This window comes from Helicobacter pylori, assembly GCF_002832345.1.
Lineage (GTDB): Bacteria > Campylobacterota > Campylobacteria > Campylobacterales > Helicobacteraceae > Helicobacter > Helicobacter pylori_CP.
Genome location: NZ_PHLZ01000001.1, coordinates 117845 through 139556, shown reverse-complemented (window position 1 = coordinate 139556; position 21712 = coordinate 117845). Strand labels below are relative to the sequence as shown.

The 21712-nt window shown below is 38.4% G+C and carries 19 protein-coding genes and 1 pseudogene; 5 read left to right on the top strand and 15 right to left on the bottom strand.

Annotation, left to right across the window (positions count from 1 at the left end; genetic code table 11):
- Positions 1-4 precede the first annotated feature (4 nt).
- From secF to CXY28_RS00620, 5 genes are read right to left on the bottom strand one after another with little or no spacing between them, the layout of a single operon-like run.
- Positions 5-976, bottom strand: a complete 972-nt coding sequence (secF, locus tag CXY28_RS00640) for a protein translocase subunit SecF (protein ID WP_100979154.1) — start codon at positions 974-976, stop codon at positions 5-7.
- A gap of 8 nt (positions 977-984) precedes the next feature.
- On the bottom strand, positions 985-2562 hold the full coding sequence (gene secD / locus CXY28_RS00635) for a protein translocase subunit SecD (protein WP_100979153.1): 1578 nt from the start codon (positions 2560-2562) through the stop codon (positions 985-987).
- On the bottom strand, positions 2559-2942 hold the full coding sequence (gene yajC, locus CXY28_RS00630) for a preprotein translocase subunit YajC (RefSeq protein ID WP_079358694.1): 384 nt from the start codon (positions 2940-2942) through the stop codon (positions 2559-2561). The genes secD and yajC overlap by 4 nt, the downstream gene beginning before the upstream one ends.
- 47 nt (positions 2943-2989) lie before the next feature.
- Positions 2990-4306, bottom strand: coding sequence for a sodium/proton antiporter NhaA (nhaA, locus tag CXY28_RS00625; RefSeq protein WP_100979152.1), 1317 nt, complete (start codon positions 4304-4306; stop codon positions 2990-2992).
- A 23-nt stretch (positions 4307-4329) separates the two neighbouring features.
- Positions 4330-7170: a RecB-like helicase gene (locus tag CXY28_RS00620; protein WP_100979151.1), complete on the bottom strand. Its 2841-nt coding sequence runs from the start codon at positions 7168-7170 to the stop codon at positions 4330-4332.
- 249 nt (positions 7171-7419) lie between these two features.
- Here CXY28_RS00620 and rpsB point away from each other — a divergent pair, with 249 nt between their 5' ends.
- The gene (rpsB, locus tag CXY28_RS00615) at positions 7420-8214 is read left to right on the top strand and encodes a 30S ribosomal protein S2 (protein WP_000258276.1); all 795 of its coding nucleotides are present in this window, start codon (positions 7420-7422) and stop codon (positions 8212-8214) included.
- Positions 8214-9281, top strand: a complete 1068-nt coding sequence (tsf, locus tag CXY28_RS00610; RefSeq protein WP_100979150.1) for a translation elongation factor Ts — start codon at positions 8214-8216, stop codon at positions 9279-9281. The genes rpsB and tsf overlap by 1 nt, the downstream gene beginning before the upstream one ends.
- A gap of 200 nt (positions 9282-9481) precedes the next feature.
- Here the strand turns inward: tsf and CXY28_RS00605 are convergent, their stop codons facing one another.
- The 4 genes from CXY28_RS00605 to CXY28_RS00590 are packed head-to-tail and all read right to left on the bottom strand — an operon-like array spanning position 9482 to position 12190.
- On the bottom strand, positions 9482-10213 hold the full coding sequence (locus CXY28_RS00605; protein WP_100979149.1) for a type II restriction endonuclease: 732 nt from the start codon (positions 10211-10213) through the stop codon (positions 9482-9484).
- Positions 10206-11102: an SAM-dependent methyltransferase gene (locus CXY28_RS00600; RefSeq protein ID WP_100979148.1), complete on the bottom strand. Its 897-nt coding sequence runs from the start codon at positions 11100-11102 to the stop codon at positions 10206-10208. Before CXY28_RS00600 ends, CXY28_RS00605 begins: the two co-directional genes overlap by 8 nt.
- A gap of 12 nt (positions 11103-11114) precedes the next feature.
- The gene (locus CXY28_RS00595; protein WP_001900028.1) at positions 11115-11318 is read right to left on the bottom strand and encodes a hypothetical protein; all 204 of its coding nucleotides are present in this window, start codon (positions 11316-11318) and stop codon (positions 11115-11117) included.
- The gene (locus tag CXY28_RS00590) at positions 11318-12190 is read right to left on the bottom strand and encodes a class 1 fructose-bisphosphatase (protein WP_000384729.1); all 873 of its coding nucleotides are present in this window, start codon (positions 12188-12190) and stop codon (positions 11318-11320) included. The genes CXY28_RS00595 and CXY28_RS00590 overlap by 1 nt, the downstream gene beginning before the upstream one ends.
- A 70-nt stretch (positions 12191-12260) precedes the next feature.
- Between CXY28_RS00590 and rpe the strand changes: the two genes are divergently transcribed.
- The gene (gene rpe, locus CXY28_RS00585) at positions 12261-12914 is read left to right on the top strand and encodes a ribulose-phosphate 3-epimerase (protein WP_100977213.1); all 654 of its coding nucleotides are present in this window, start codon (positions 12261-12263) and stop codon (positions 12912-12914) included.
- On the top strand, positions 12892-13755 hold the full coding sequence (locus tag CXY28_RS00580) for a 3'-5' exonuclease (RefSeq protein WP_100979147.1): 864 nt from the start codon (positions 12892-12894) through the stop codon (positions 13753-13755). Before rpe ends, CXY28_RS00580 begins: the two co-directional genes overlap by 23 nt.
- 38 nt (positions 13756-13793) lie before the next feature.
- Here the strand turns inward: CXY28_RS00580 and hcpG are convergent, their stop codons facing one another.
- The 5 genes from hcpG to CXY28_RS00555 all read right to left on the bottom strand — a co-directional run bounded on the left by hcpG (position 13794) and on the right by CXY28_RS00555 (position 18972).
- The gene (gene hcpG / locus CXY28_RS00575; protein ID WP_100979146.1) at positions 13794-14771 is read right to left on the bottom strand and encodes a Sel1-like repeat protein HcpG; all 978 of its coding nucleotides are present in this window, start codon (positions 14769-14771) and stop codon (positions 13794-13796) included.
- A gap of 137 nt (positions 14772-14908) precedes the next feature.
- Positions 14909-15205, bottom strand: a complete 297-nt coding sequence (locus tag CXY28_RS00570) for a hypothetical protein (RefSeq protein ID WP_000539097.1) — start codon at positions 15203-15205, stop codon at positions 14909-14911.
- A gap of 19 nt (positions 15206-15224) precedes the next feature.
- Positions 15225-16532 (bottom strand): NFACT family protein, encoded by a 1308-nt coding sequence (locus tag CXY28_RS00565; RefSeq protein ID WP_015643540.1) that lies wholly within the window; start codon positions 16530-16532, stop codon positions 15225-15227.
- Positions 16529-18103 (bottom strand): DNA repair protein RecN, encoded by a 1575-nt coding sequence (locus tag CXY28_RS00560; RefSeq protein ID WP_100979145.1) that lies wholly within the window; start codon positions 18101-18103, stop codon positions 16529-16531. The genes CXY28_RS00565 and CXY28_RS00560 overlap by 4 nt, the downstream gene beginning before the upstream one ends.
- A 14-nt stretch (positions 18104-18117) precedes the next feature.
- Entirely contained in the window at positions 18118-18972 is an 855-nt protein-coding gene (locus CXY28_RS00555) for an NAD(+)/NADH kinase (protein ID WP_100979160.1), read from the bottom strand.
- Positions 18973-19157: 185 nt separating this feature from the next.
- On the opposite strand from CXY28_RS00555, the gene CXY28_RS00550 reads away from it, so the two are divergent.
- Entirely contained in the window at positions 19158-19886 is a 729-nt protein-coding gene (locus CXY28_RS00550) for an outer membrane protein (protein ID WP_100979144.1), read from the top strand.
- Positions 19887-19896: 10 nt separating this feature from the next.
- Here CXY28_RS00550 and CXY28_RS00545 read toward each other — a convergent pair.
- A pseudogene (locus CXY28_RS00545) lies at positions 19897-21614 on the bottom strand (DUF262 domain-containing protein).
- Positions 21615-21712: the final 98 nt, after the last annotated feature.

The window sequence follows — 21712 nt, the reverse complement described above, 5'->3', positions numbered from 1 at the left end:
CTCCTTAAACTTGACCGCTCTCATACAAACGGCGCATTTTTTCTTTCTCTTGAGCTTTTTTGATTTTTCTAGCCTCATTCTCATAATATTTACCCATATCAAAACCTAACAATAACGCTACTTTAGGGGCGATGAAAATAGAGCTGTAAGTCCCTACAATCGTGCCTATTAGCATGGGCAATGAAAAGCCAATGATGATTTTACTCCCAAACACGCACAAAATCAACACCACAAAAAACACGGTTAAAGAAGTTAAAAGCGTGCGCGTGAGCGTGCTGGAAATGGCTTCATCAATGGCTTGAGTGGCGTTTTTGGTTTTTTGAGAGAGCATTTCTTCTCTGATCCGATCAAAAATAATGATCGTATCATTAATGGAATACCCAATCAAAGTGAGTAAAGCCGCAATCACTTCCAAATTCATATCAATCTTAAAAACGATCACCGAGCTTGCCACCAAAATCACATCATGCACAAGCGCAATAACGCTCGCTAAAGCGAAACGCCATTCATAGCGGAAACTCACATAAACCATGATCGCCATTAGGGCTAAAATCAGCGACAAAACGCCCTTTTCTTTCAATTCGCTCCCCACTCTAGGGCCAACGGTGTCAAATTTACGGATTTCAAAATCGCCGCTGGGTTTTAGAATGTTAGCCACGATAGCGTTCAAATCTTCATTTTCGGCCGTTTCTACAAAAGGGAATTTGATTAAAATCTCTTCTTTAGAACCAAATTCGCTCACTTGCACGCCTTTGAAGCGAGCTTCTTTTTCAAACAGATCGCGCACTTCTTTAATGGGGGCGTTTTGAGTGTAACGCACTTGCACCAAACTCCCCCCCGCAAAATCAATCCCTAAAGAAAACCCTTTGAAAAACAAAAGCCCTAACGCTAGAAGCACTAAGATCGCTGAAACGATCACCCCATAATTGGAATAACGCATGAAGCTTAAGATTCTAGTTTGTTTGAATAATTCCATAAAACCTCCTAAGCTCTTTTATTCACACCAAACCAAAAGTAAAGGCTTTTTGTTTGAGTGAGTTTAGGCAAAAGGGCTTGATAAATCCCTTGCGTGCCTATAATAGCGGTGATGATAGAGGCTAAAATCCCAATGCCTGTGGTGAGAGCAAAGCCTTTAATCGCTCCTGTGCCATAAGCGTATAATAACACTGAAGCGATCAAGGAAGTGATATTGGAATCAAAAATCGCTCTACTCGCATTGATATAGCCTAAATGGATCGCTTTAGCGATGCCCTCATTCTCTCTTAAGACTTCTCTAATGCGCTCATTGATAATGATATTAGCATCCACGGCAATCCCCACGGTTAAAACAATCCCCGCCATTCCCGGTAAAGTCAGCGTCGCTCCAAAAATCGCCATGACCGCCACAATCAAAAAAAGATTGACCACTAACGCCATGCAAGCGATCACTCCCGCCATAGAATAATAAAGCACCATAAAGCCCATCACTAAAATAAAGCCCCCAATGAGAGCGATAATGGAAGTTTTAATGCTGTCTTTCCCTAAACTCGGGCCTATAATCCTTTTTTCTAAAACCTGAATGGGCGCGCTCATCGCCCCACTCCTTAAAGCGATCGCTAAATCGCTCGCTTGAGCCACGCTAAAATTCCCACTAATCTGCCCGCTCCCTCCACCAATACGCTCCCTAATCACCGGGGCTGAATAAACCTTATTGTCTAAAACGATCGCCATGCGTTTGCCCACATTCGCGCCTGAGAAATCCCCAAAAATCTTAGCCCCTTGCGCATCTAAAGTGAAGCTCACCACCGGCTGGTTGTTTTGATCATACACCACCTTCGCATCCGTAAGCATTTCGCCATCTAAAATAGGGATCGCTTTGAGTAAGATTTTACCCCCCATTTCCACATCAGACAACAACACGCTGCCTAACTTTTGAGCCTCTAAATCCGTCATTTTCATCGCATCTTTATTGTGTTCTTCATCCACCGCCATCATCTGCAAATGAGCGGATCTTGAAATCAAGTCTTTAGCGCGCCGTTCTTCTTCTAAAGTCTTAATGCCGGGCAATTGCACCGAAATTTCTTCTTTACCTTGCTGAATGACTACAGGCTCTGCCAAACCAAATTGATCCAAGCGGTTACGAATGATCCCTATCACTTGCAAAATCGTGTTTTTACGCAATTCTTCTTGCTCTAAAGGGGTGAGCTTCACGCTATAAAACTCCGCTTCTTTTTTGATTTCAAACTGGCTATGGCCTTGCAATTCCAATAAAAGCGCGTCTAATTTTTTCGCTTCATCTTCATCTAAAAGCTCAAAACTGATTCCTTCTAAACTGGATTTAATGTCTTTAAGCAAGATATTTTGCTTTTTAGCGTTGTATTCTAAAGCGGACGCCAAGCTTAAATACTTGTTTTTTAAAGCTTCATCGGTTTGCACCCCTAAAAGCATGTTCAACCCCCCCCTTAAATCCAAACCTAAAGTGATTTTAGGGCCTTTAGTTTCTAGCAAAGAAGGCACAGAAAACCCCACTCCTAAAAGAAGCGCGCAAATAAAAACGATTAAACGAGCGTTAAAAAGTTTCATTCAGTTGTTATTTGGCGTTGTTTCAAAGTCTTAGTGCCGGATAATCTTGCCGAGATTTCTTCTCTGCCTTGTTGGATAACTATAGGCTCTGCCAAACCAAATTGATCCAATTCGTCTAATTTGAACGCTACATAGTTTTTAGAAAGTTTAGCGGTGGTGTCATCATTAAGCTTCACGCTAAAAAAATTCGCTTCCGCTTTAAGCACCTCAACGATAAACCCTCCTTGAGTAACGATTTTATCGCCCTTAGTCAAGCCCTCTATCATTTCTTTATGCTTTTTTTGCTGCTGGCGTTGCGGGCGAACGATCAAAAAATAAAAAATAAGAAACAGCACCACAAGGGGTAAAAGCGTTGTTAGAATGTCTCTAATTTGTCCCATTTAATTTCCTCAAAAGATGTTTTAATCCCAAATTATAGCATTTTTAGCTATTTCTTTAAAGTTACTCTCTTGTCTAGTGCGAATAAATACAAAGCCCCTATGATCCCAGAAATCAAAGATCCGAGTAAAATCGCAATTTTTGCCACTTCCATAGCGTCCTTATGCTCGCTGGTGAAAGCCAGATTAGAAATAAACATGGACATGGTAAAGCCAATCCCTGCTAAAAGCCCAGCCCCTAAAATATGCCACCAGCTGATGCCTTTAGGGCGCGCGGTGATTTTAAGCTTTTCGCTTATAAAAGTGATTAAGAAAATCCCTAAAGGCTTGCCCAAACAAAGCCCTAAAATAACCCCTAAAAGCACCTTATCCACTTCTAAATTGATGCTAGAATCAACGCTCACCCCAGCGTTTGCAAACGCGAATAAGGGCATGATGAAATACCCGCTAATGGGGGCTAAAAAATGCTCCAATCTTTCTAAGGGGCTTTGTAAAGCGCTCGCTTTTTCTTCAATAGAGTGCAAGATTTCTTGCTGTTCTTTGGTTAAAAGCACCCCTGAACTCGTTTCTGCGTATCGCTTGCCTAATTCCAAAAGCTCTACATTTTTAGAATCTTTAGGGATTTTCACCGGTATCATAAAAGCTAGAACCACTGCAGCGATTGTCGCATGGATACCGCTTTGATGCACGCAAAACCAAAGCAACACCCCTAAAAGCAAGTAATGGACAAGCGAGCGGACATTTAAGCGGTTCAATACCGCCAAGATAAGAACCACCCCTAAAGCCCCTAAAAGCCATGCGAATTTTAAATTCGTGGTATAAAAGAGCGCGATCACCACAATAGCCCCCAAGTCATCAGCCACCGCTAGAGTGATTAAAAAAACCTTTAAGGCGGTTGGCACCCTCTTGCCTAAAAGCATGATCACGCCTAAAGCGAACGCAATATCCGTCGCCATAGGGATCCCAAAACCATGCTGAGAAGGCGTGTTAGCGTTAAGAAAAAAATAAATCAATCCTGGAGCTATCATACCCCCAAGAGCCGCAATCACAGGGAAAGAAGCTTTTTTGAAACTGGATAACTCCCCAAACAACAATTCTCGCTTGATCTCTAATCCTATCATTAAAAAGAATAACGCCATTAAGACATCATCAATCCAATTGTGCAAACTAAAGCCGATAAAAAAATCCCCTATTTGAAACCCAAAAGGGGTGTGCCATAGCGCAAAATAACTTTCTTTTAAAAACGAATTAGCCACCACCATCGCTAAAACAGCGTTTAAAAAGAGGAAAATCCCTCCAAAAGACTCGCTTTTAATGAAGTTCTTAAGCGTCACACTGAGCGCGTTTTCTGTTTTTTTGATATTCATAGACAACCTTAAAATTTTTAATTTCAAACCCATAATTTTTCAAGCAGTCTTTTATGAGCGTAAATAATGCCCGCTTGTATCTTAAAATGGGGGGCTTGAGTTTGCAAAAACGCAGCGTAATGAGACACTTGCGCCTTATGGCTTTGCTGGTAATTTTGAGAGCTTTTATAATCTAAAACACACAAATTTTGCCCCTTATCCCACAACAAAACATCAATCCTAGACACAACCCCTTCAAATAAGAAAGCCGCTTCACCCCTTAAGGCATAATTTTTAAAAAGAGCTTGTATCTCTGCATCGTTTTCAAAAAGCTCTAAACTTTCTTCTAACGCTTGGTGATCCAAACCATAAAAACCATGATGGTAGTTTAAATATTCTAAAACGCTTTTTTTAGGAATGTTATAAGCGTATTGGTATTCTAATCCCTTGTGCAAGGCGATACCAAAATTGATCGCTTCCTGGTCGTTATTCTTTTCATAATCGCTAGGCTCTTCTTCTATCTCTTGGACTTGCTCGCCATAGGCATGGGGCTTGATGAGAGCGCTTGTAATTAAAGGCTCTTTTTGTGGAGAAATAACCGGCGTAATTTCTCCCTCTTCTAAAGGTGCAAGATCCAATTTTTCGCGCATTGTTTTGTTATTGCTTTCTTTCTTGCTTTCTTTTTTGTCTTTGGCCACGACAATCAGCCCTAACTCAGCCCTAGTGAATGCGACATAATACACATTGGTTTCTTCATGATTTTTAGCCGCTTCTTCTTTGTCTAAAGCCCTAGCGTAATCTTTATCTACGACCTCACGATTTTTCATTCTGTAATAAAGGCGAAGAAGCTCTGCGCCGTCATATTCTTCAAGGAGTTGATTGGAATGGCTTGAATTAGGCTTGCCCAAGCGTTCGCACACGATCACATAAGGGAATTGCATGCCTTTAGATTTGTGAATGGTCATGATCTGCGCGCCTTTTGAATGGGAAGAAGCGATCGCTTTAGCCTCTAATTTTTCTAAAAATCCATCGGCGTCTTCGCACCCAACCGCCAACTCCAAGCAGCTTTGCGCAAGCTCTCCATAAAGCTCAAACCATTCCATCACCTTCCACACAAAGCCTGCCACGCTCTCTTTTTTAGGGTTAAAACCAGCTAAAGCGATCGCATCATCATGCAAGTATCCAGCGAGTTTTAAAACGCTGTGCTTATAAAAGGGCTTGTAAGGTTCTTCAGCTAGAGCGTATTCTAAAGCGTTCTTAATGATTTTAGATTCCACAAATTGAGACAATTTCGCGCTAGATTCCGTGCTTGGGTGGATTGCACTCAAATGCTCTTGCAAATAATTTTTGATTTCTAAAGCGTCGTCATTAGTGGCGCATAAAATGGTGATGTCTTTAGGATCAATACGATGCTCTAAAAGATTTTGAGCTTCTTGTAAGATTTGTTCCAATAATAATCCTCTTTCATCAGCCACTAAAGAGACTTTAACATAGCCGTCTGTAGCATGTTTATTTTGAGAAGTTTTAGGGTATTTTTGCTCCAAGTAAGCGGTGGGGGAATTTTGATAAGCCTTTTTAAAAATGGTGTTCACATAATTAATGATTAAAGGCGAACTGCGGTGGTTAAATTCCAAATTATCGTGGTAAAAATCCTTAGCAACGCTTTCAAACAAGGAGCTAAAACTCCCCCTAAAGGCATAAATGCTCTGCTTGACATCGCCCACAAAAAACACGCTCCTGTGCCATTTCGCTTGCCCTATCCCGGCTTTAATCTCATCAATAAAAGGGGCTAAAATCTTATAATCGTTCAAGCTCGTGTCTTGAAACTCATCAATCAAAATGTGTGCGATCTGGCTATCCAATCTGAAATAAAAAAACTCTGCCGGCATTTCTTCATAACCATTCAATAAGACATGGACTTTATCTTTAATCGCATCAAAATCTAGGGCTTGGATTTTAGAAGTGGCGTTATCATAAAGCTGGATGAATTTAGGGAATTTTTTAAATATTGCGGTTTCTTTGGCTTCATAATAGCGTTTTAAATCGTTTTCAATCTCTTCACATTCGCTCTCTAAAGTGGGGATTTCATTTTTGAGTTTTTTGAAATAGATGTATTCGCTCTTTTTTTCAAGCCAGGTTAAAGAGCTGTTTAAAAATCCCCTAAAACTATCGCATTTAATGGCTGTTTTAGCCCTATCTGACGCTGTTTCTATGCTTTGAATTTGTTCGTTTAAGCTTCTTAGTTTTTCTAAAAAACCCTCTTCATCAAATGCAGGCTCTTTCTTATTAGGATCAAATAAGTAGAGCTTGTTTTTTAAAAAACGCAACCGCTCTAAAATAGAATCGCTTGTGTAACTATCATAACTCAAGCATTGAGCGATAAAAACGCTCAATTCCTCAAGCTGTTCGTTATTTAAAGCGCTCAAAAAACCCTCATTAAGCTGTTGCTGGTGTGCTTTGGTGTCTTCATTGACTTCAAAATTCGTGCTCAACCCCACAAACCAGCAAAATTTCCTTAAAATGCTTTGGAAAAACGCGTCAATGGTGCTAATTCTCACTTCAGCGTTTAAAAAGCGTTGGTAGATTTTTTGAGCGCTATTTCGCACTAAATCAGGGTTTAAATGGTATTTTTCTTCTAATTCTTTTAGGATATTTTGGGATTTTTCTTTTTCTTCGCTCTCAAGGTTTTCTTTTTGCAGAATTTTTAAATAGTCTAAAATGCGCTCTTTCATTTCGGCGGTGGCTTTTTTAGTGAAAGTGAGCGTTAAAATCTCGCTAGGATTAGCCCCCTTAAACAATAGGGCCAAAAACCGCACGCTCAAAGCGAAAGTCTTCCCGCTCCCTGCTGAAGCCTTTAAAGCCATGCATTGTCTTTTTGTATCCATTATAGCTATCCTAAAATTCTACTTTGTCTTTATTATAACCTAAAAGCCTTTTTTACTTAAGCTAAAAAACCTTAATCTTTTGCTATAATGATAGGGTTTTGTCGTTTTTCTATCATTTTAATAGGAACAAGGCAAAGACAGCGTCAAATTCACACATGCTAATCCTTGTATTTAGGTGTTCTTAAGAAATTTAAGAATCAAATGAGCATGGAGGAAGAGAACCAAAATAACTTTAAGGAGAATATTCTCATGGTAACCATGAAAGATTTATTAGAATGCGGTGTGCATTTTGGACACCAAACAAGGCGTTGGAACCCTAAAACCAAAAAATTCATTTTTGGCGTTAGGAAAAATATCCATATTATTGATTTGCAAAAAACTTTGCGCTATTTTAGATACACTTATAATATCGTACGCGATGCGAGCGCTCAAGGCAAGAGCATCATGTTTGTAGGCACTAAAAAACAAGCCAATGAGACTTTGAAAGAATTTGCTGAAAGCATTCAAGTCCCTTATGTCAATTACCGCTGGCTTGGTGGCATGCTGACTAATTTTAGCACCATTAGAAAATCGGTGAGGAAATTAGAAATCATTGAAGAAATGGAAAATAGCGGTCAAATTGATTTATTGACCAAAAAAGAAAAACTCATGATTTTAAGGAAAAAAGAAAAGCTAGATAAGTATCTTGGCGGGGTGCGCCACATGAAAAAAATCCCTGATATGATTTTTGTGATTGATGTGGCTAAAGAAAAAATCGCTGTCGCTGAAGCAAGGAAACTCCATATCCCTATCGTGGCCCCCTTAGACACTAACTGCGACCCTGATTTAGTGGATTACCCCATTCCTGGAAATGACGATGCGATCCGCTCTATCAGGCTATTTTGTAAAGAAATGAGCGAAGCGATTTTAGAGGGGCGAGAACTCATGCAAGAAGAAATCGTCCATGCGGATGAAAATAGCGAAGAGATAGAGTTCGTGAGCAATGAAGAAAAAGAAGAAATGCTCGCTGAAATCCAAAAAGAAATCACTCAAGGAGCCGAATAATGTCAGGAATTAGCGCTCAATTAGTCAAAAAATTAAGAGACTTAACCGATGCGGGCATGATGGATTGCAAAAAAGCCCTTGTAGAAGTGGCTGGGGATTTGCAAAAGGCTATTGATTTCTTGCGCGAAAAAGGCTTGAGTAAAGCCGCTAAAAAGGCCGATAGGATCGCTGCTGAAGGCGTAGTCGCTTTAGAAGTAGCGCCTGATTTTAAAAGTGCGATGATGGTAGAAATCAATAGCGAAACGGATTTTGTGGCTAAAAATGAGGGCTTTAAGGAATTGGTGAAAAAAACTTTAGAAACGATCAAAGCCCATAACATTCATACCCCAGAAGAACTGCTTAAAAGCCCGTTAGACAACAAGCCTTTTGAAGAATATTTGCACTCTCAAATCGCTGTGATTGGTGAAAACATTTTAGTGAGAAAAATCGCTCATTTAAAAGCCCCTAGCTCTCATATCATCAATGGCTATGCACATTCTAACGCTAGAGTGGGTGTGTTAATCAGTATAAAATACGATAATGAAAAAAACGCTCCAAAAGTGGTGGAATTAGCCCGAAACATCGCTATGCATGCCGCAGCGATGAAACCTCAAGTGCTAGATTGCAAAGACTTTAGCCTTGATTTTGTCAAAAAAGAAACTTTAGCCTTGATCGCTGAAATTGAAAAAGACAATGAAGAGGCTAAACGCTTGGGCAAACCTTTAAAAAACATCCCCGCTTTTGGGAGCCGCATTGAATTGAGCGATGAAGTTTTAGCCCATCAAAAAAAGGCTTTTGAAAACGAACTAAAAGAGCAGGGCAAGCCTGAAAAAATCTGGGATAAAATCGTTCCTGGAAAAATGGAAAGATTTATCGCTGATAACACCCTTATTGATCAACGCCTAACCCTTTTAGGGCAATTCTATGTCATGGACGATAAAAAAACTATCGCTCAAGTGGTTGCTGATTGTTCCAAAGAATTAAACGATGATTTAAAAATCACTGAGTATGTGCGTTTTGAATTGGGCGAAGGCATTGAGAAAAAAACAGAGAATTTCGCTGAAGAAGTGGCTTTGCAAATGAAGTGAGATTTTAGAAAACAACCTTTAAAGGTTGTTTCTTCTAACTTTTTAACTTTTTCTATTTAATCTCGTTTTTAACTAAATTCTAAACGCTAGAGCCGGGGGCAAGGAATGTAAGGGGTTTTTTCTATTAGACTAACCATCAATTTCTTTACGCTAAAAATAAATGTATTTTACAAGAAATAGATAAATGGGAAATAAATATGCTAATGAGTGAGCGTTTTCAAAAATTCCAAGACATTCTGCTCTCTTAAAATGTGATTATGCGAAAAGAAGCTTTCAATCTGGTTGTGGTTAGAAAATTCCTTTTTATGTTCATAAGCTTTTCTGATGTAGGGGGCAAACCCAAAAGGGTTTTCTAAATCCTTTAAGGCGTTTTTCAAACTTTCTTCATCTTTATCTAAAGTATCAAAATACTTGAGTAAGACCTCTCTGGTTTCATAGCTCAAAATATCTGAGCCTTTAAAAAAAGTGATGTCTGCATTAGCGACTCCATACACATAAATCGCATTGGGTTTAGGTAGGTTTGAATTCCACATGGGGCGAGAAGTTTGAAGGTTTTTTTCACCCTTATCGTTTTTAGAAAACTTGATTTCAATCCCCACCACATAATCACAAATAAAAACCAAAAAATCAGGGTAATTTTGTGAGCCAAAAGGCTGGTATAAAAAATGGCTTGTAAGGTTTGAAAAAGGGTTTTTAAGGGTGTGTGGGTGGTTTTTTTCTAAAACTTGCTTTTTGAGTTGGTTAAAAGCGGTTTTGATTTCCTTATTAGGCTTTTCTTCAATATGGCTTAATTCTTCTGTTAAATCGCCATTGATTTCGCTAAAGTGTTTTTTTAATTCATTCCTAAATTGGTTTTCAAACTGCTCCCCTGTGCTAGAACTTGCAAAAAACTTTCTTTTATTGGTAATTTCTTGGAACACTTTTTCAAGCATGCATTTCCTTTAATTTGCAATATTCTTCCACAAAATCATAAGTAGAAAACCCTAAAACTTGCGTGTTTTTATGAGCGAGTTTGTTGAAATCAATTTTATGGATAATCATTAAAGCTTCTTTAGAATGGGCTTTAATAAAAAAATATTGTCGGTTTTTAATCAGTAAATTTGCATTGGTGATCTTTTCGTTGTAATCATAAAAGCCTTGTCTCACCACCGCAAAATCCCATTGGTATTTTTCTTTGTTGAAATATTTTAGGGTGTGTGGCGTGTTGTTATGAATGTAAGTAATAAAGTCACTATGGCGGATTTTAGGGGGTGCAATGATGCGTTCGTCTTTAAGATTTAGGGCGATATTTTTATGCATATAGATTTGAAAAACGCATTTCACATCATAGGGGCGTTCATTAAAAATAAAAGCGTTTTTCTCTAAATCAGCGTTTAAAACCAATTTTGCACGCTTATCAATGTGTTTTTGAATGGAATAGCGTTTGAATAAATTGGGCAAAATAAACGCTACAATAGGCGCTTCGTTTAAAGATTTGTTTAAAAAATCTAGGGCTAATTTCCCTCTATGCCCAAAAGGAGGGTTGCCAACAATAATACGCTTTTTGTTAAACTCAATCAGTTCCAACAGATAATCTTTTTTTTGAATGCCTTGAGCTTTAGGGGCAATATCAAGGGCGATGCAATCAGCAATCCCTAATTCTTTTAATGCATCAACAAAGCTCCCACTCCCTGCACTTGGCTCTAAAAAATGGAATGCGTTTAAGTCTAGCCCTAGATTTTGAGCGGTGAGATCTTTTAATAAATCCAAACAAAATCGTGCGATTTTGGGGTGGGTGTAAAAAGCGTCTAAATTCTTTTGCAAGATAGTATTACTAACCATTTTAATCCCATTTTAATTGAAATCAAACCCGCCCGCTTCGCCTAAACTCATGCTCTCATAAGCCGCATCCACATAGCTATTGCGGATTTCGCATTTTAAAACCTTCTCGCATTTCAAACAACTCGCTACTTGCTTTTCTTCTTGGCATGCTTGCAATTTCAAGAGAGCGTCATTAAAACGCTCTTCATATTCTAATTTTTTAGCACTATTTTGCATCATTCTCCCTTTAAATATTTTTCTAAAATCTGAGCTTCATGCGGGCTAGCTAAATAGCATTCGCTTTTTTCATGGTAGCTTTCTACGCTTTGCTCTAGCAAACGCTTTTTAACCCCCTTATCAAAATAAAACGCTTCCCCTTTAGCTTTTTCAATGATCAAGGCTAAAGGAAAGACTTCAAAAAGCTTTCGCAATTTCTTTTGCGGGTAGGAAAACATTCCGCCTTTTTTGATTAACACATGATGGACATCAGCCACCATAGACCCCGAATACCGCAAGCGGTAATTTTCTGCAAAAAACCCTTCTAAAGCCTTTTTTAAGCCCAAAGAAAAATCCTTCTGATTGCCTCCGCTAGCGACGATTTTACCCTTATTTTCTAAAACGATGGTTTCTATAAAATGAAACTTGTTTTGGTAAAACGCGTAACGATAAACCTTGTCTAAAGCCACCACTAATTCAATTTTATGCCCAAAAACCACATAAAGGCTTGCAACTAAATTTTGCGCCTTATAATCCTTTTCATAAACCCCTATAATCGTGCCTACTAAGAAATTCGCCTCCATCACTGAACTCCCGTCTAAGGGGTCATAAGCGATCAAGTAAGAGCCGTTTTCTTTAGTAACAGGCGTTTCTTTTTCTTCGCTAAAAACGCTTTTGATGTTTTCTAAACTCAAAAAATTTTCTTCTAAAAATTTGTCTAGGGCTAAATCCGCTTTAATAGGCGTATCCCCGCTGCTGTTTTCTAGCTTAGTGTAACTCCCAGCGTCTGGTTTTTCTAAAATTTCTTGGGCTTTTTTAACCCCTTTTTCTAAAAGACTGATGATTTCTATAACGATGTTTGCATGCTTGCATTTAAAATGTTTGTAATCCATAAAAACCCTTTTATGATTTGATTAAAGATGCTAATATTTTACTTGAAAACATTGAAAATAGGGAAGTATTTTGAAAGTAGCTCCGAGCCTTTTGAGCGCTGATTTTATGCATTTAGCCAAAGAGATAGAGAGCGTGAGTAACGCTGATTTTTTGCATGTGGATGTGATGGATGGGCATTATGTGCCTAATTTAACGATGGGGCCTGTGGTTTTAGAGAATGTTACTCAAATAAGCCAAGTGCCTTTAGATGTGCATTTAATGGTAGAAAACGCGAGCTTTTTTGTGGGATTATTCGCCCCTTTAAACCCGCAAATCATCAGCATTCATGCAGAAAATGAAAAGCACCCCCACAGGGTGTTGCAACTCATTAAAAATTCAGGCATCACGCCAGGCGTTGTTCTAAACCCCCACACGCATGAAGAGAGCGTTAAATACTTGCTAGAAAGCGTGGGGCTAGTGCTTTTAATGAGCGTGAATCCGGGCTTTGGTGGGCAGAAGTTTTTAGATCTGGTGCTAGAAAAATGCCTGAAAGTCAAGGAATTGATCAAACGCTACAACCCGAGCTGTCTTTTAGAAGTGGATGGGGGCGTGAATGATAAAAATATCTTTGAACTCCAACAAGCGGGCGTGGATGTGGTGGTTTCAGGGAGTTATATTTTTAAATCCAAAGATCGTAAGCTGGCTATTGAAGGCTTACAGAATGTCAGACAGCCTCTTGCATAAAGACATTCAAGCCCTAATCGCTCGCTTAAAGCACCAGGATTTAAGCTTGGGCATGCTAGAAAAATCGCTCTCTCGCCTTATTTATGATGAAATCAATTTGGAATATTTAAAAGCGTGCGGGCTTAATTTCGTAGAAACGAGCGAAAATTTAATCACGCTCAAAAACCTTAAAACCCCCCTTAAAGATGAGGTTTTTTCCTTTATTGATTTAGAGACCACCGGCTCTTGCCCCCTAAAACATGAGATTTTAGAAATCGGGGCCGTGCAAGTGAAGGGGGGGGAAATTATTAATCGTTTTGAAACCCTTGTGAAAGCCAAAAGCGTGCCTGATTATATCGCTGAGCTTACAGGCATCACTTATGAAGACACCCTAAACGCCCCAAGCGTGCATGAAGCTTTGCAAGAATTGCGGCTTTTTTTAGGCAATAGCGTGTTTGTGGCCCACAACGCTAATTTTGATTACAACTTTTTAGGGCGTTATTTTGTAGAAAAATTGCATTGCCCCTTATTGAATTTAAAGCTTTGCACTTTGGATTTATCCAAACGAGCCATTTTGTCCATGCGTTATTCTTTGAGCTTTTTAAAAGAGCTTTTAGGGTTTGGCATAGAAGTCAGCCACAGAGCCTATGCGGACGCTTTAGCGAGCTATAAGCTCTTTGAAATATGCCTGTTAAACTTGCCCAGTTACATCAAAACGACAATGGATTTGATTGATTTTTCCAAATGCGCTAACACTCTCATCAAAAGACCCCCAAGAGCCAGATACCAAGAGACTCCACCGCCATTTTCTCTTTTTGAGAGGACAAAGGGCTTGTTAAATATCATAAAAGCAACCAGTTAAACGAAAGCTGTTTAATGGGGCTTGATAGGGCTAGGATTTTATTGTTTTTGTTCTTTGAGAATATCGCATGCTTCTTTTAATCCTAGCTTGCAACTCTTTTCAAGGTTTTCTGTCGTTTGCTTTTCATCCTTTGCTACGCCTTTACCCTCATTATAAAACGCTGCTAGAGCGTAACACCCTTTAGCATCATTCAATTCACAAGCTTTGGCAGAATATTCAAAAGCTTTTTTAAGATCCTTTGTTACGCCTTCACCATCACGATAAAACTCTCCTACAAGCGTGCATGTTAGAGCCTCGTTTAACTCGCAAGCTTTAGAGTAATATCCAAAAGCTTTTTTAAGATCTTGCGTTACGCTTTCACCAAGAAAATAATCCCCTCCTAATTTAGAACACCCTTCACCATTATTCAACTCGCAAGCTTTAGAGTAATATTTGAAAGCTCTTTTAAAATTTTGCGTTACGCCTTCACCATTATGATAAATATCCCCTAAAATCGCACAGCCATCGCCATAGTTTAACTCGCAAGCTTTAGAATAATATTCTAGATCTTTTTTATCTTTTTTCAAACCCTTTATCATATCGTTATAAAAAGTTGCTGACAGCATACACCCTTCAACATTATTTAACTTACAAGATTTAGAGTAATATTTGAAAGCATTTTTAAGATCGTTTGCATTAAAATAAAACTCCGCTAAGTCCTTGCATTTTTCAGCATCGTTTGATTTGCAAGCTTTAGCAGTAGCGGTGTGTTCAAGAGCTTTTTCAATGCTTTCTCTTGCGTTTTCGCTCGCTATGGCTTTAGAATAAGCCTCTCTTAAGATTATGCAACCATCAGCATCGTTTAATTCGCAAGCTTTTTCAAAGTATTCCTTAGCCCTAGTGAAATCTTTATCCGTGTAAATAGTGATACCTAAAAATATAAGCTCTTTAGGGTTTGACTCTGCCATTAACCCCCCTAAACACAACGCTCCCAAACATAAAACCCTAAAAACCGCTTTTTTGACACCCCTTAACATGACGCATTCCCTTTTGTTAAAAATATAAGGTTCTATTGTAATTGATATTGATAGCTAAAATCTTTTAATGTTTAAAAAACGGGGATTTGATGATTTTACTTTAAACTCACGAAAGGATAGGGGTTATTTGCGATACCCTACCCCACAATATCCAGCAAATGCTCTTCATGCCACAATTCAATTTCTTCTTCTTCCAAGCCAAACGCCTTAGCCCTTTGGCTGTTTGGATAGCGGTTTTTGGAGCCTTCTTTAGGATCTTTATCGCTAATGGCTTGCATGTTTTCTAACGCCCTTGTTTCTTGGGCTAATTCAAGCTTACTTTGAAAGCTTTGCGCCAAATCCAGCATATCACTTCTTGCACCCTGTTGGATAGCAGAATTTAAAGGAGCGTTTTGGTTGATATAAGTTACATTGCCTAAAGCTGAAACACCCATGCTAACCTCCTTAGAATGTTTAAGTGTCCTTTAGACTAATAGTTCGGTATTTTGAGTAAATGACATTAGCTCCTTTGATGATTTTGACAAATTTTCGTTGCGTGTAATCAATTTCGTAACTATTAAACGCATCTTTTTGCATTTTAATCAACATTTTGGCTAATTCCATAATGATCTCATCTTTGGGCGTATTCTTTTGGCAGAAAACGATCAAATGCGATCCGGGAATATTTCTTACATGCATCCATAAATCATTCGCTCTTGCGTCTTGTAGGAGCTTGATATTCTCTTTTTGGTTTTTCCCTAAACCGATTTTAAAATCCTTATAATACAGCACTTCATACCCGCTCATCGGGCGTTTGATTTTGGAATTTTTTACCGGCATAAACATTTCTAAAACGCTTTCTTCTTGTGCTCCTTTAACATAGTTGATTTGATTTTCTTTAAAAGCGATTTTTTCTTTCAAATTCTCTTCTTCTAAATACAAGAATTGCGATTTTTGTTTCTTTTTTTTGCTGAGAGTGAATTTTTTATTGATAAAAGCGTTTAAGGGCATGCTCTTATCAATTTCAATCATGCATTCTTTATCTTCAAAATCCTTTAAAACCACGCGACTTTCATGCTTATGGATTAAATGCTGGTAAGTGAGTAATAGCGAGGCTTGAGTTTGTAATTCTTTCGCTTCCAGCTGCAAGTTTTTAGGATCTTCTAGTTTTTCTAATTTTTCTTTCAAGCGTTCTTTTTGGGCGTTTAAGCGTTTGATGATTTGATTTTTTTTGTGTTCTAATTCTTTGTGTTGGTAAAATAAAAAATCTTTTTCTAAAATTTCTAACAATCCTTTAAAATCCAAATCCTCTTCTTGATGCTCGTAAATATTAGGAGGCAATGCCCCTAAAATATCGTTTTTAGCGACCCTATCATTAAAACGAAAGGCTTCTATCACGCATTTTTCTTGATCTAAAATCATGAGATTGGCTTTTTTAGGGATCATTTCTAAACGCAAAATAAAAGTTTCACTCTTATAAGCTAAATCTTTAGCACCCTTGATTTCTAAAATCCGATCGTTATCAATGATGTTTGCTTGTAAAATTTTGGCGTTTTTAGTGAATTTATTCAAACAAAAATCTAGCACTAGGGTGTTTTTTAAAACGCTCTCTAGCGGTTTTTTGGACAAACCGATATAAGGCACACTCAAATCCACAACAAAGGCGTGTTTTTCTTTAGAAAAAGCCTCTAATAAAAAGCTAGACGCGCTCAAGCGTTTGAGGTTAAAATGCGTTTGGGTGTTTAAAAATTCGCTGAATTTCTTTAAAAGAAAAAATTTCATTCTTGCGCCTTTAATTTTTCTTTAGCGAAAGAAATCGCGCTCTCAATATTTTCGCTCCCCCCTATCATGCGCGCGATTTCTAAAACCCTTTCTTCATTATTAAGGGTTTTTGCAAGGCTTTTGTGGTTTTCTTTGAAGACTAAAATATGGTTTTTAGCGAGCGCTGGGATATGGACTTGGTGCGAAATGGCAAAGATTTGCGAATGGCTGCTCAAGGTTTCAAGGGCTTTAGAAACCGCCAAACTCTCTTCACCGCTCAGGTTGGAATCCATTTCATCTAACACCAACACGCCTTTAAAATCCTTTAAAAACTCCATTTCTAAAAGCATGAACGCCAATCTCAAACGGCTGTATTCTCCAGAGCTTAAGGTTTCTAATTGGGAATTTTGCAAATTCAAAACGAGTTTTTGAGCGCCTTTTTCGCTCATGGGGGCTTCTTCTAAGATCAAACTAGGGCTTTTTAAGAGCAAATCTTTCGCTTTAGCGCTTAAAAGAGCGTTAAAACCGGCTAAATACTCTTTTCTAAAGCCGCTTATTTCTTCGCACAATTTCAAGCATTCGGTTTTTAATCGCTCTATTTCTTTGTGGTAAGTTTCGCAATGATGATCAATTTCTTTTAGGTTATGCAATTCGTTTTTAACATGCCCTAATCGTTCTTTAGCATGCGTAATACTCCCATAATCCTTAATGATCCCGCTTAGCATGCCAAGCCTTTCTAGCACTTTTTCAATATCTAAACGCTCGCACTCTTCTAATTTAGCCTGCTCTTTTTCCAACAGAGCGCTCGCTTCTAATAAAGCACTTTTTAAAAACTCAGCACTATGGCCCACGCTCTCTAAAGCATGCGTGATTTTGTGGGTATTTTCTAGCACATCTAACGCTAGAGCGATTTTATCGTTCAATTTTTCCTTACTAGAGAGCAATTTTTTTTGCTCTAAAAGGCGTTCGTATTCATCTTCTTTTAAATCCAGCCTCTCTAATTTCATTTTTTCAAAATTCAATCGTTCTTCTAAATCCTTTTGGAAACGCTTTTTATCCTCTAATAACCGCCTTTCTTTTTCTAGCTTCTCTAAGCGGGTGAATTTTTCTTCAAGCGCGCCTAAAAGGGGGCTAAACGCCTGGTTTTCGTTTTTAATATAGCCATCTAATAAGGAGAGCATTAAAATATCATTGAGCTCATTCTGGCTGAATCTATCGTTAGATAAGCGTTTGATCAAACCTTTTAATAACGCTTTGAGCGTGTTTTTAGACAGACTTGTTTGGTTTAAAAAATAGCGCGTTTTTTCTTTTTTGATCACGCTGATGACTAAAGGTTCGTGGTTATCTTCTCTAAAAATGCCGTATTCTTCCGTGTCTAAAAAAGGCGCGATCAATTCCACTTCAATGTTTGAAGCGTTGCTCTCTTTAAGTCCAAACGCCCCTAAAAGGCTCGCAATCAGAACGCTTTTTCCCACCCCACTAGCCCCACTAATCGCGCTCAAGCCGTCTTGAAACTCCAGATCCAATTTTTCAAAAACAGCGTTTTGACGCACTTTTAAGCGTGTGATTTGAGCGTTATTGAAATCTCGCATGTTTTTTACCCTTTTTATCTTTTTTTGCTAGGGCTTTCCCCCCATAATAGCTTTTCTTTAAGCACTTTAAAATAATCCCTTGAATTTTTTTGTAAGAGCTTGGTGGTCGTGGGGCTTTTTTGAATGTGTAGGGGTTGGTTGGCTTTTAAATCATAGGTGGCTTGCCCATCAATAACTACAAGAGCGTCTTCATGAGCGCAAAAGTTCAAGCAAAATTCCGCTCCTAACACTAAAGGGCGTTGCGTTAAAGAAAAATCGCACAAGGGCGTTAAAATATAGCTCTGGCTTAAAGCATGCACAATCGGCCCATGAGCGCTCAAATTATAAGCGGTCGAGCCTAAGGGCGTGGCAATGATAAGCCCATCGCCTTTATAAGTGTTAAAGGGCGTATGGCCTGCATAAGCTTGGATGTCTAAAACCCCTAAAGCTTTTTTTTTGGCGATCACAATTTCATTGATCGCATAAAAAGAGGTTTTTCCAATGCGGCCCTCTAAAGCCAAATGCTCTTCTAATTTGATCCTGTTGCGCTTGAGATCTTGTAAGAAATCTTTCAAGCCATTCAATTCAACCGCGCTCAAAAACCCTAAATTCCCTATTCTAACCCCAAAACATGGCTTATTGTAAGAATGCGTCATTCTTAAAGCCCCTAAAATCGTGCCATCGCCCCCTAAACATAAAAACGCATAGGCTTTTTCTATCAATCGTTCATCTTTTGCTCCATCAAGGCTATCAATCATAAAGCTTTCAAACCCCTCATCTTCTAAAAGCTTTAAAACCCATTCTTTAGTCTGCTCTAGCTCCTTAAAAAGGGGGTTTTGATAATGGGTGGGCCGCACAAACACGCCAATAGTTTGATGTGAATCTTTCATGCGTATATTGTAGCTTAAAGCTTGAAACAAAATTTTAAAAAAGGGGGTTTTAGCCGCTTTTTATTAATCTTATGTGAAATTCATAAGGAGTTTTTATTTTTATTAATGTTTCATTCTTTAATCGTTTTTAATTGTTTTTTGGGTATTCTTTTTAAGAATATAAGCATTATGTTAAGGAATCACACATGAAAAAATTTTTTTCTCAATCTTTGTTAGCTTTGGTTGTTTCTGTCAATGCGCTACTGGCCATGGATGGTAATGGCGTGTTTATAGGGGCGGGTTATTTGCAAGGACAAGCCCAAATGCATGCGGATATTGACTCTCACAAACAAGCCACTAACGCTACTATCAAAGGCTTTGATGTGCTTTTAGGGTATCAATTTTTCTTTGGGAAATACTTTGGCTTGCGCGCTTATGGGTTTTTTGACTACGCTCATGCCAATTCTATTAGGCTTAAAAACCCCAACTATAACAGCGAAGTGGCGCAATTGGCGGGTCAAATTCTTGGGAAACAAGAAATCAATCGCTTAACGAGCCTTGCTGATCCTAAAACCTTTGAGCCAAACATGCTCACTTATGGGGGGGCTATGGATTTAATGGTTAATGTCATTAATAACGGCATCATGAGTTTGGGGGCTTTTGGTGGGGTGCAATTGGCCGGTAATTCATGGCTTATGGCGACGCCAAGTTTTGAGGGCATTTTAGTGGAGCAAGCTTTGGTGAGCAAAAAAGCCACTTCTTTCCAATTTTTATTCAATGTGGGGGCTCGCTTAAGGATCTTAAAGCATTCCAGCATTGAAGCGGGCGTGAAATTCCCCATGTTAAAGAAAAACCCCTATATCACTGCAAAAAATTTGGATATAGGGTTTAGGCGCGTGTATTCATGGTATGTGAATTATGTGTTCACTTTCTAGGGGTGCGTCCCTAGAGCGTTAGAACGCTCTCAATGATTTGAATCAGCTCTTCTTTTCTTTTTTCTAAGCTTTTGGGCGTCCATTCTGTGTATTTGTGTGCAATATCTATGGTCATCTTATAACAGGTCATCACCTTAAAAGTTTTTTCCCTACCTCGCTTATCCTTACCTAGCTTGACAGCGTTTCCCATATAGATTTCTTTTTTCTCTTTGAAATCTTTATTTGAAGCTTGAGCGTTTTTCGTGCCTCCTAAAAGCGTGAGGTTGGCTAAAGAATGCGTGTATAATTCCCTTTCTTCTTTGCTAAAGTCTTTCATCCATTGGCTTGAAGAACCAGGTTGTTGAGGTAAAATGTGTTCAACATGCAAATTTTTATCCATTTGAATGCGTTTAGGTTTAGGATCGTCGCTCATGAAATATTCCACTAAAATGAGAATGGGTTTGAGCCATGAATTTTTTTAGCCGTTTTACCAGTGTAGTAGAATTTCGTGTACAAGTTGCTGTCTTGTAGGTTTTTCTTGAAGCGTTGCGTGATATTTTTATCATTTAAATATTTTTTCACAACAGAAGCGGTGTGTTCTACGCTTTTCTTTTCTTTTAGGGCGTTAATGATGTTGCAACAAGTTTGGCTGCGTGTGGATCTTGTCTGCCCTGCAACCCAATCTTGGTAATAAAACTTGACTAACAACTTCTTTAAAGCCTCTATCTCGCTTTCGTTATAGCGGTGCAACAAACTGGCGCACAAAATAACAATTAAATGATCATCGTCTTTATACGAGAGCAAGTGGGCGTATCGATCTTGCATTTCTAACACCTCACAATAAGCATTGTAAAAATCTTCTACACCCTTAAGGTATTCTAATGGGGTTTTATTAAGATTTTTAAACCAAGTAACGAGCCTTTTTTCCTTTTTTTCTTTAGAAGTTACCGGATTGAGGTAGTTTAAATACCAGCTGAATAAGGTTTCTATCGCTAAATCATTGTCTGAACATTTTTGGCTTAAATCATTCCAACGAGACACAAATTCTTCTCGCTCATGCTCTTTAGCGTGTTTTAACAATTCTCCCTTAAAGATATCTGTCGCATTCAAAGCCAAACCTCTAGCGTTTAAAACATTAAAAATCCTTAACGCTTTGTCTGCATCAGGGCAAGTGATGGTGATAAAGACGACCTTAAGATACAGCCACTCAATGAAATCGTTAATGTCTTCAATCTCTTTTTTCCTGAGATAGTTTTTTAAACAGATCGCATTTTTTAGGTAATTGTTCTTATTGTTGCTTATGGGAACATCATTGAAAGAAGTTAAGGCGTATTGAAAATCTTTTTTAGAATTAAACCCTACGGCACTAAAATTCAACCGATCTTTTTTCCCATACTTAGTAATCAAGCTTTCTTGCAAATAGTCTTTGCTCTCTTCGGTTAAACGCTCAGAATAGAGAGCGGCTAAAACTTTTGCCAGCAGAATGAAAGTGCTTAAGCGTTGCTGGCCATCTACAATATCATAGGTTTTGGCTTTTTTAGGATCTTCGCTGATTAGAATTAAGACTAATGATCCGCAAAAATAATCGCTTTCTCTGTCATCTTCATAATTGAAAAACAAATCGTCTAAAAGTTTTTCGCAGTTTTCTTCTGTCCATTGATAAGGGCGTTGGTAGATGGGGATTTGATAGTAGAGTTCGTCTTTTAAAATATCCCTTAGGTTGAGATCGTTGCTTTCAATTTTTGCCATAAAAACCCCTTGTATAATTTAAGGTAGATTATAACATTAAAAAGTGTTTTTTTTTTTTTTTGAAATATTTCCACACATGAAGACGCATGGTTTATCGC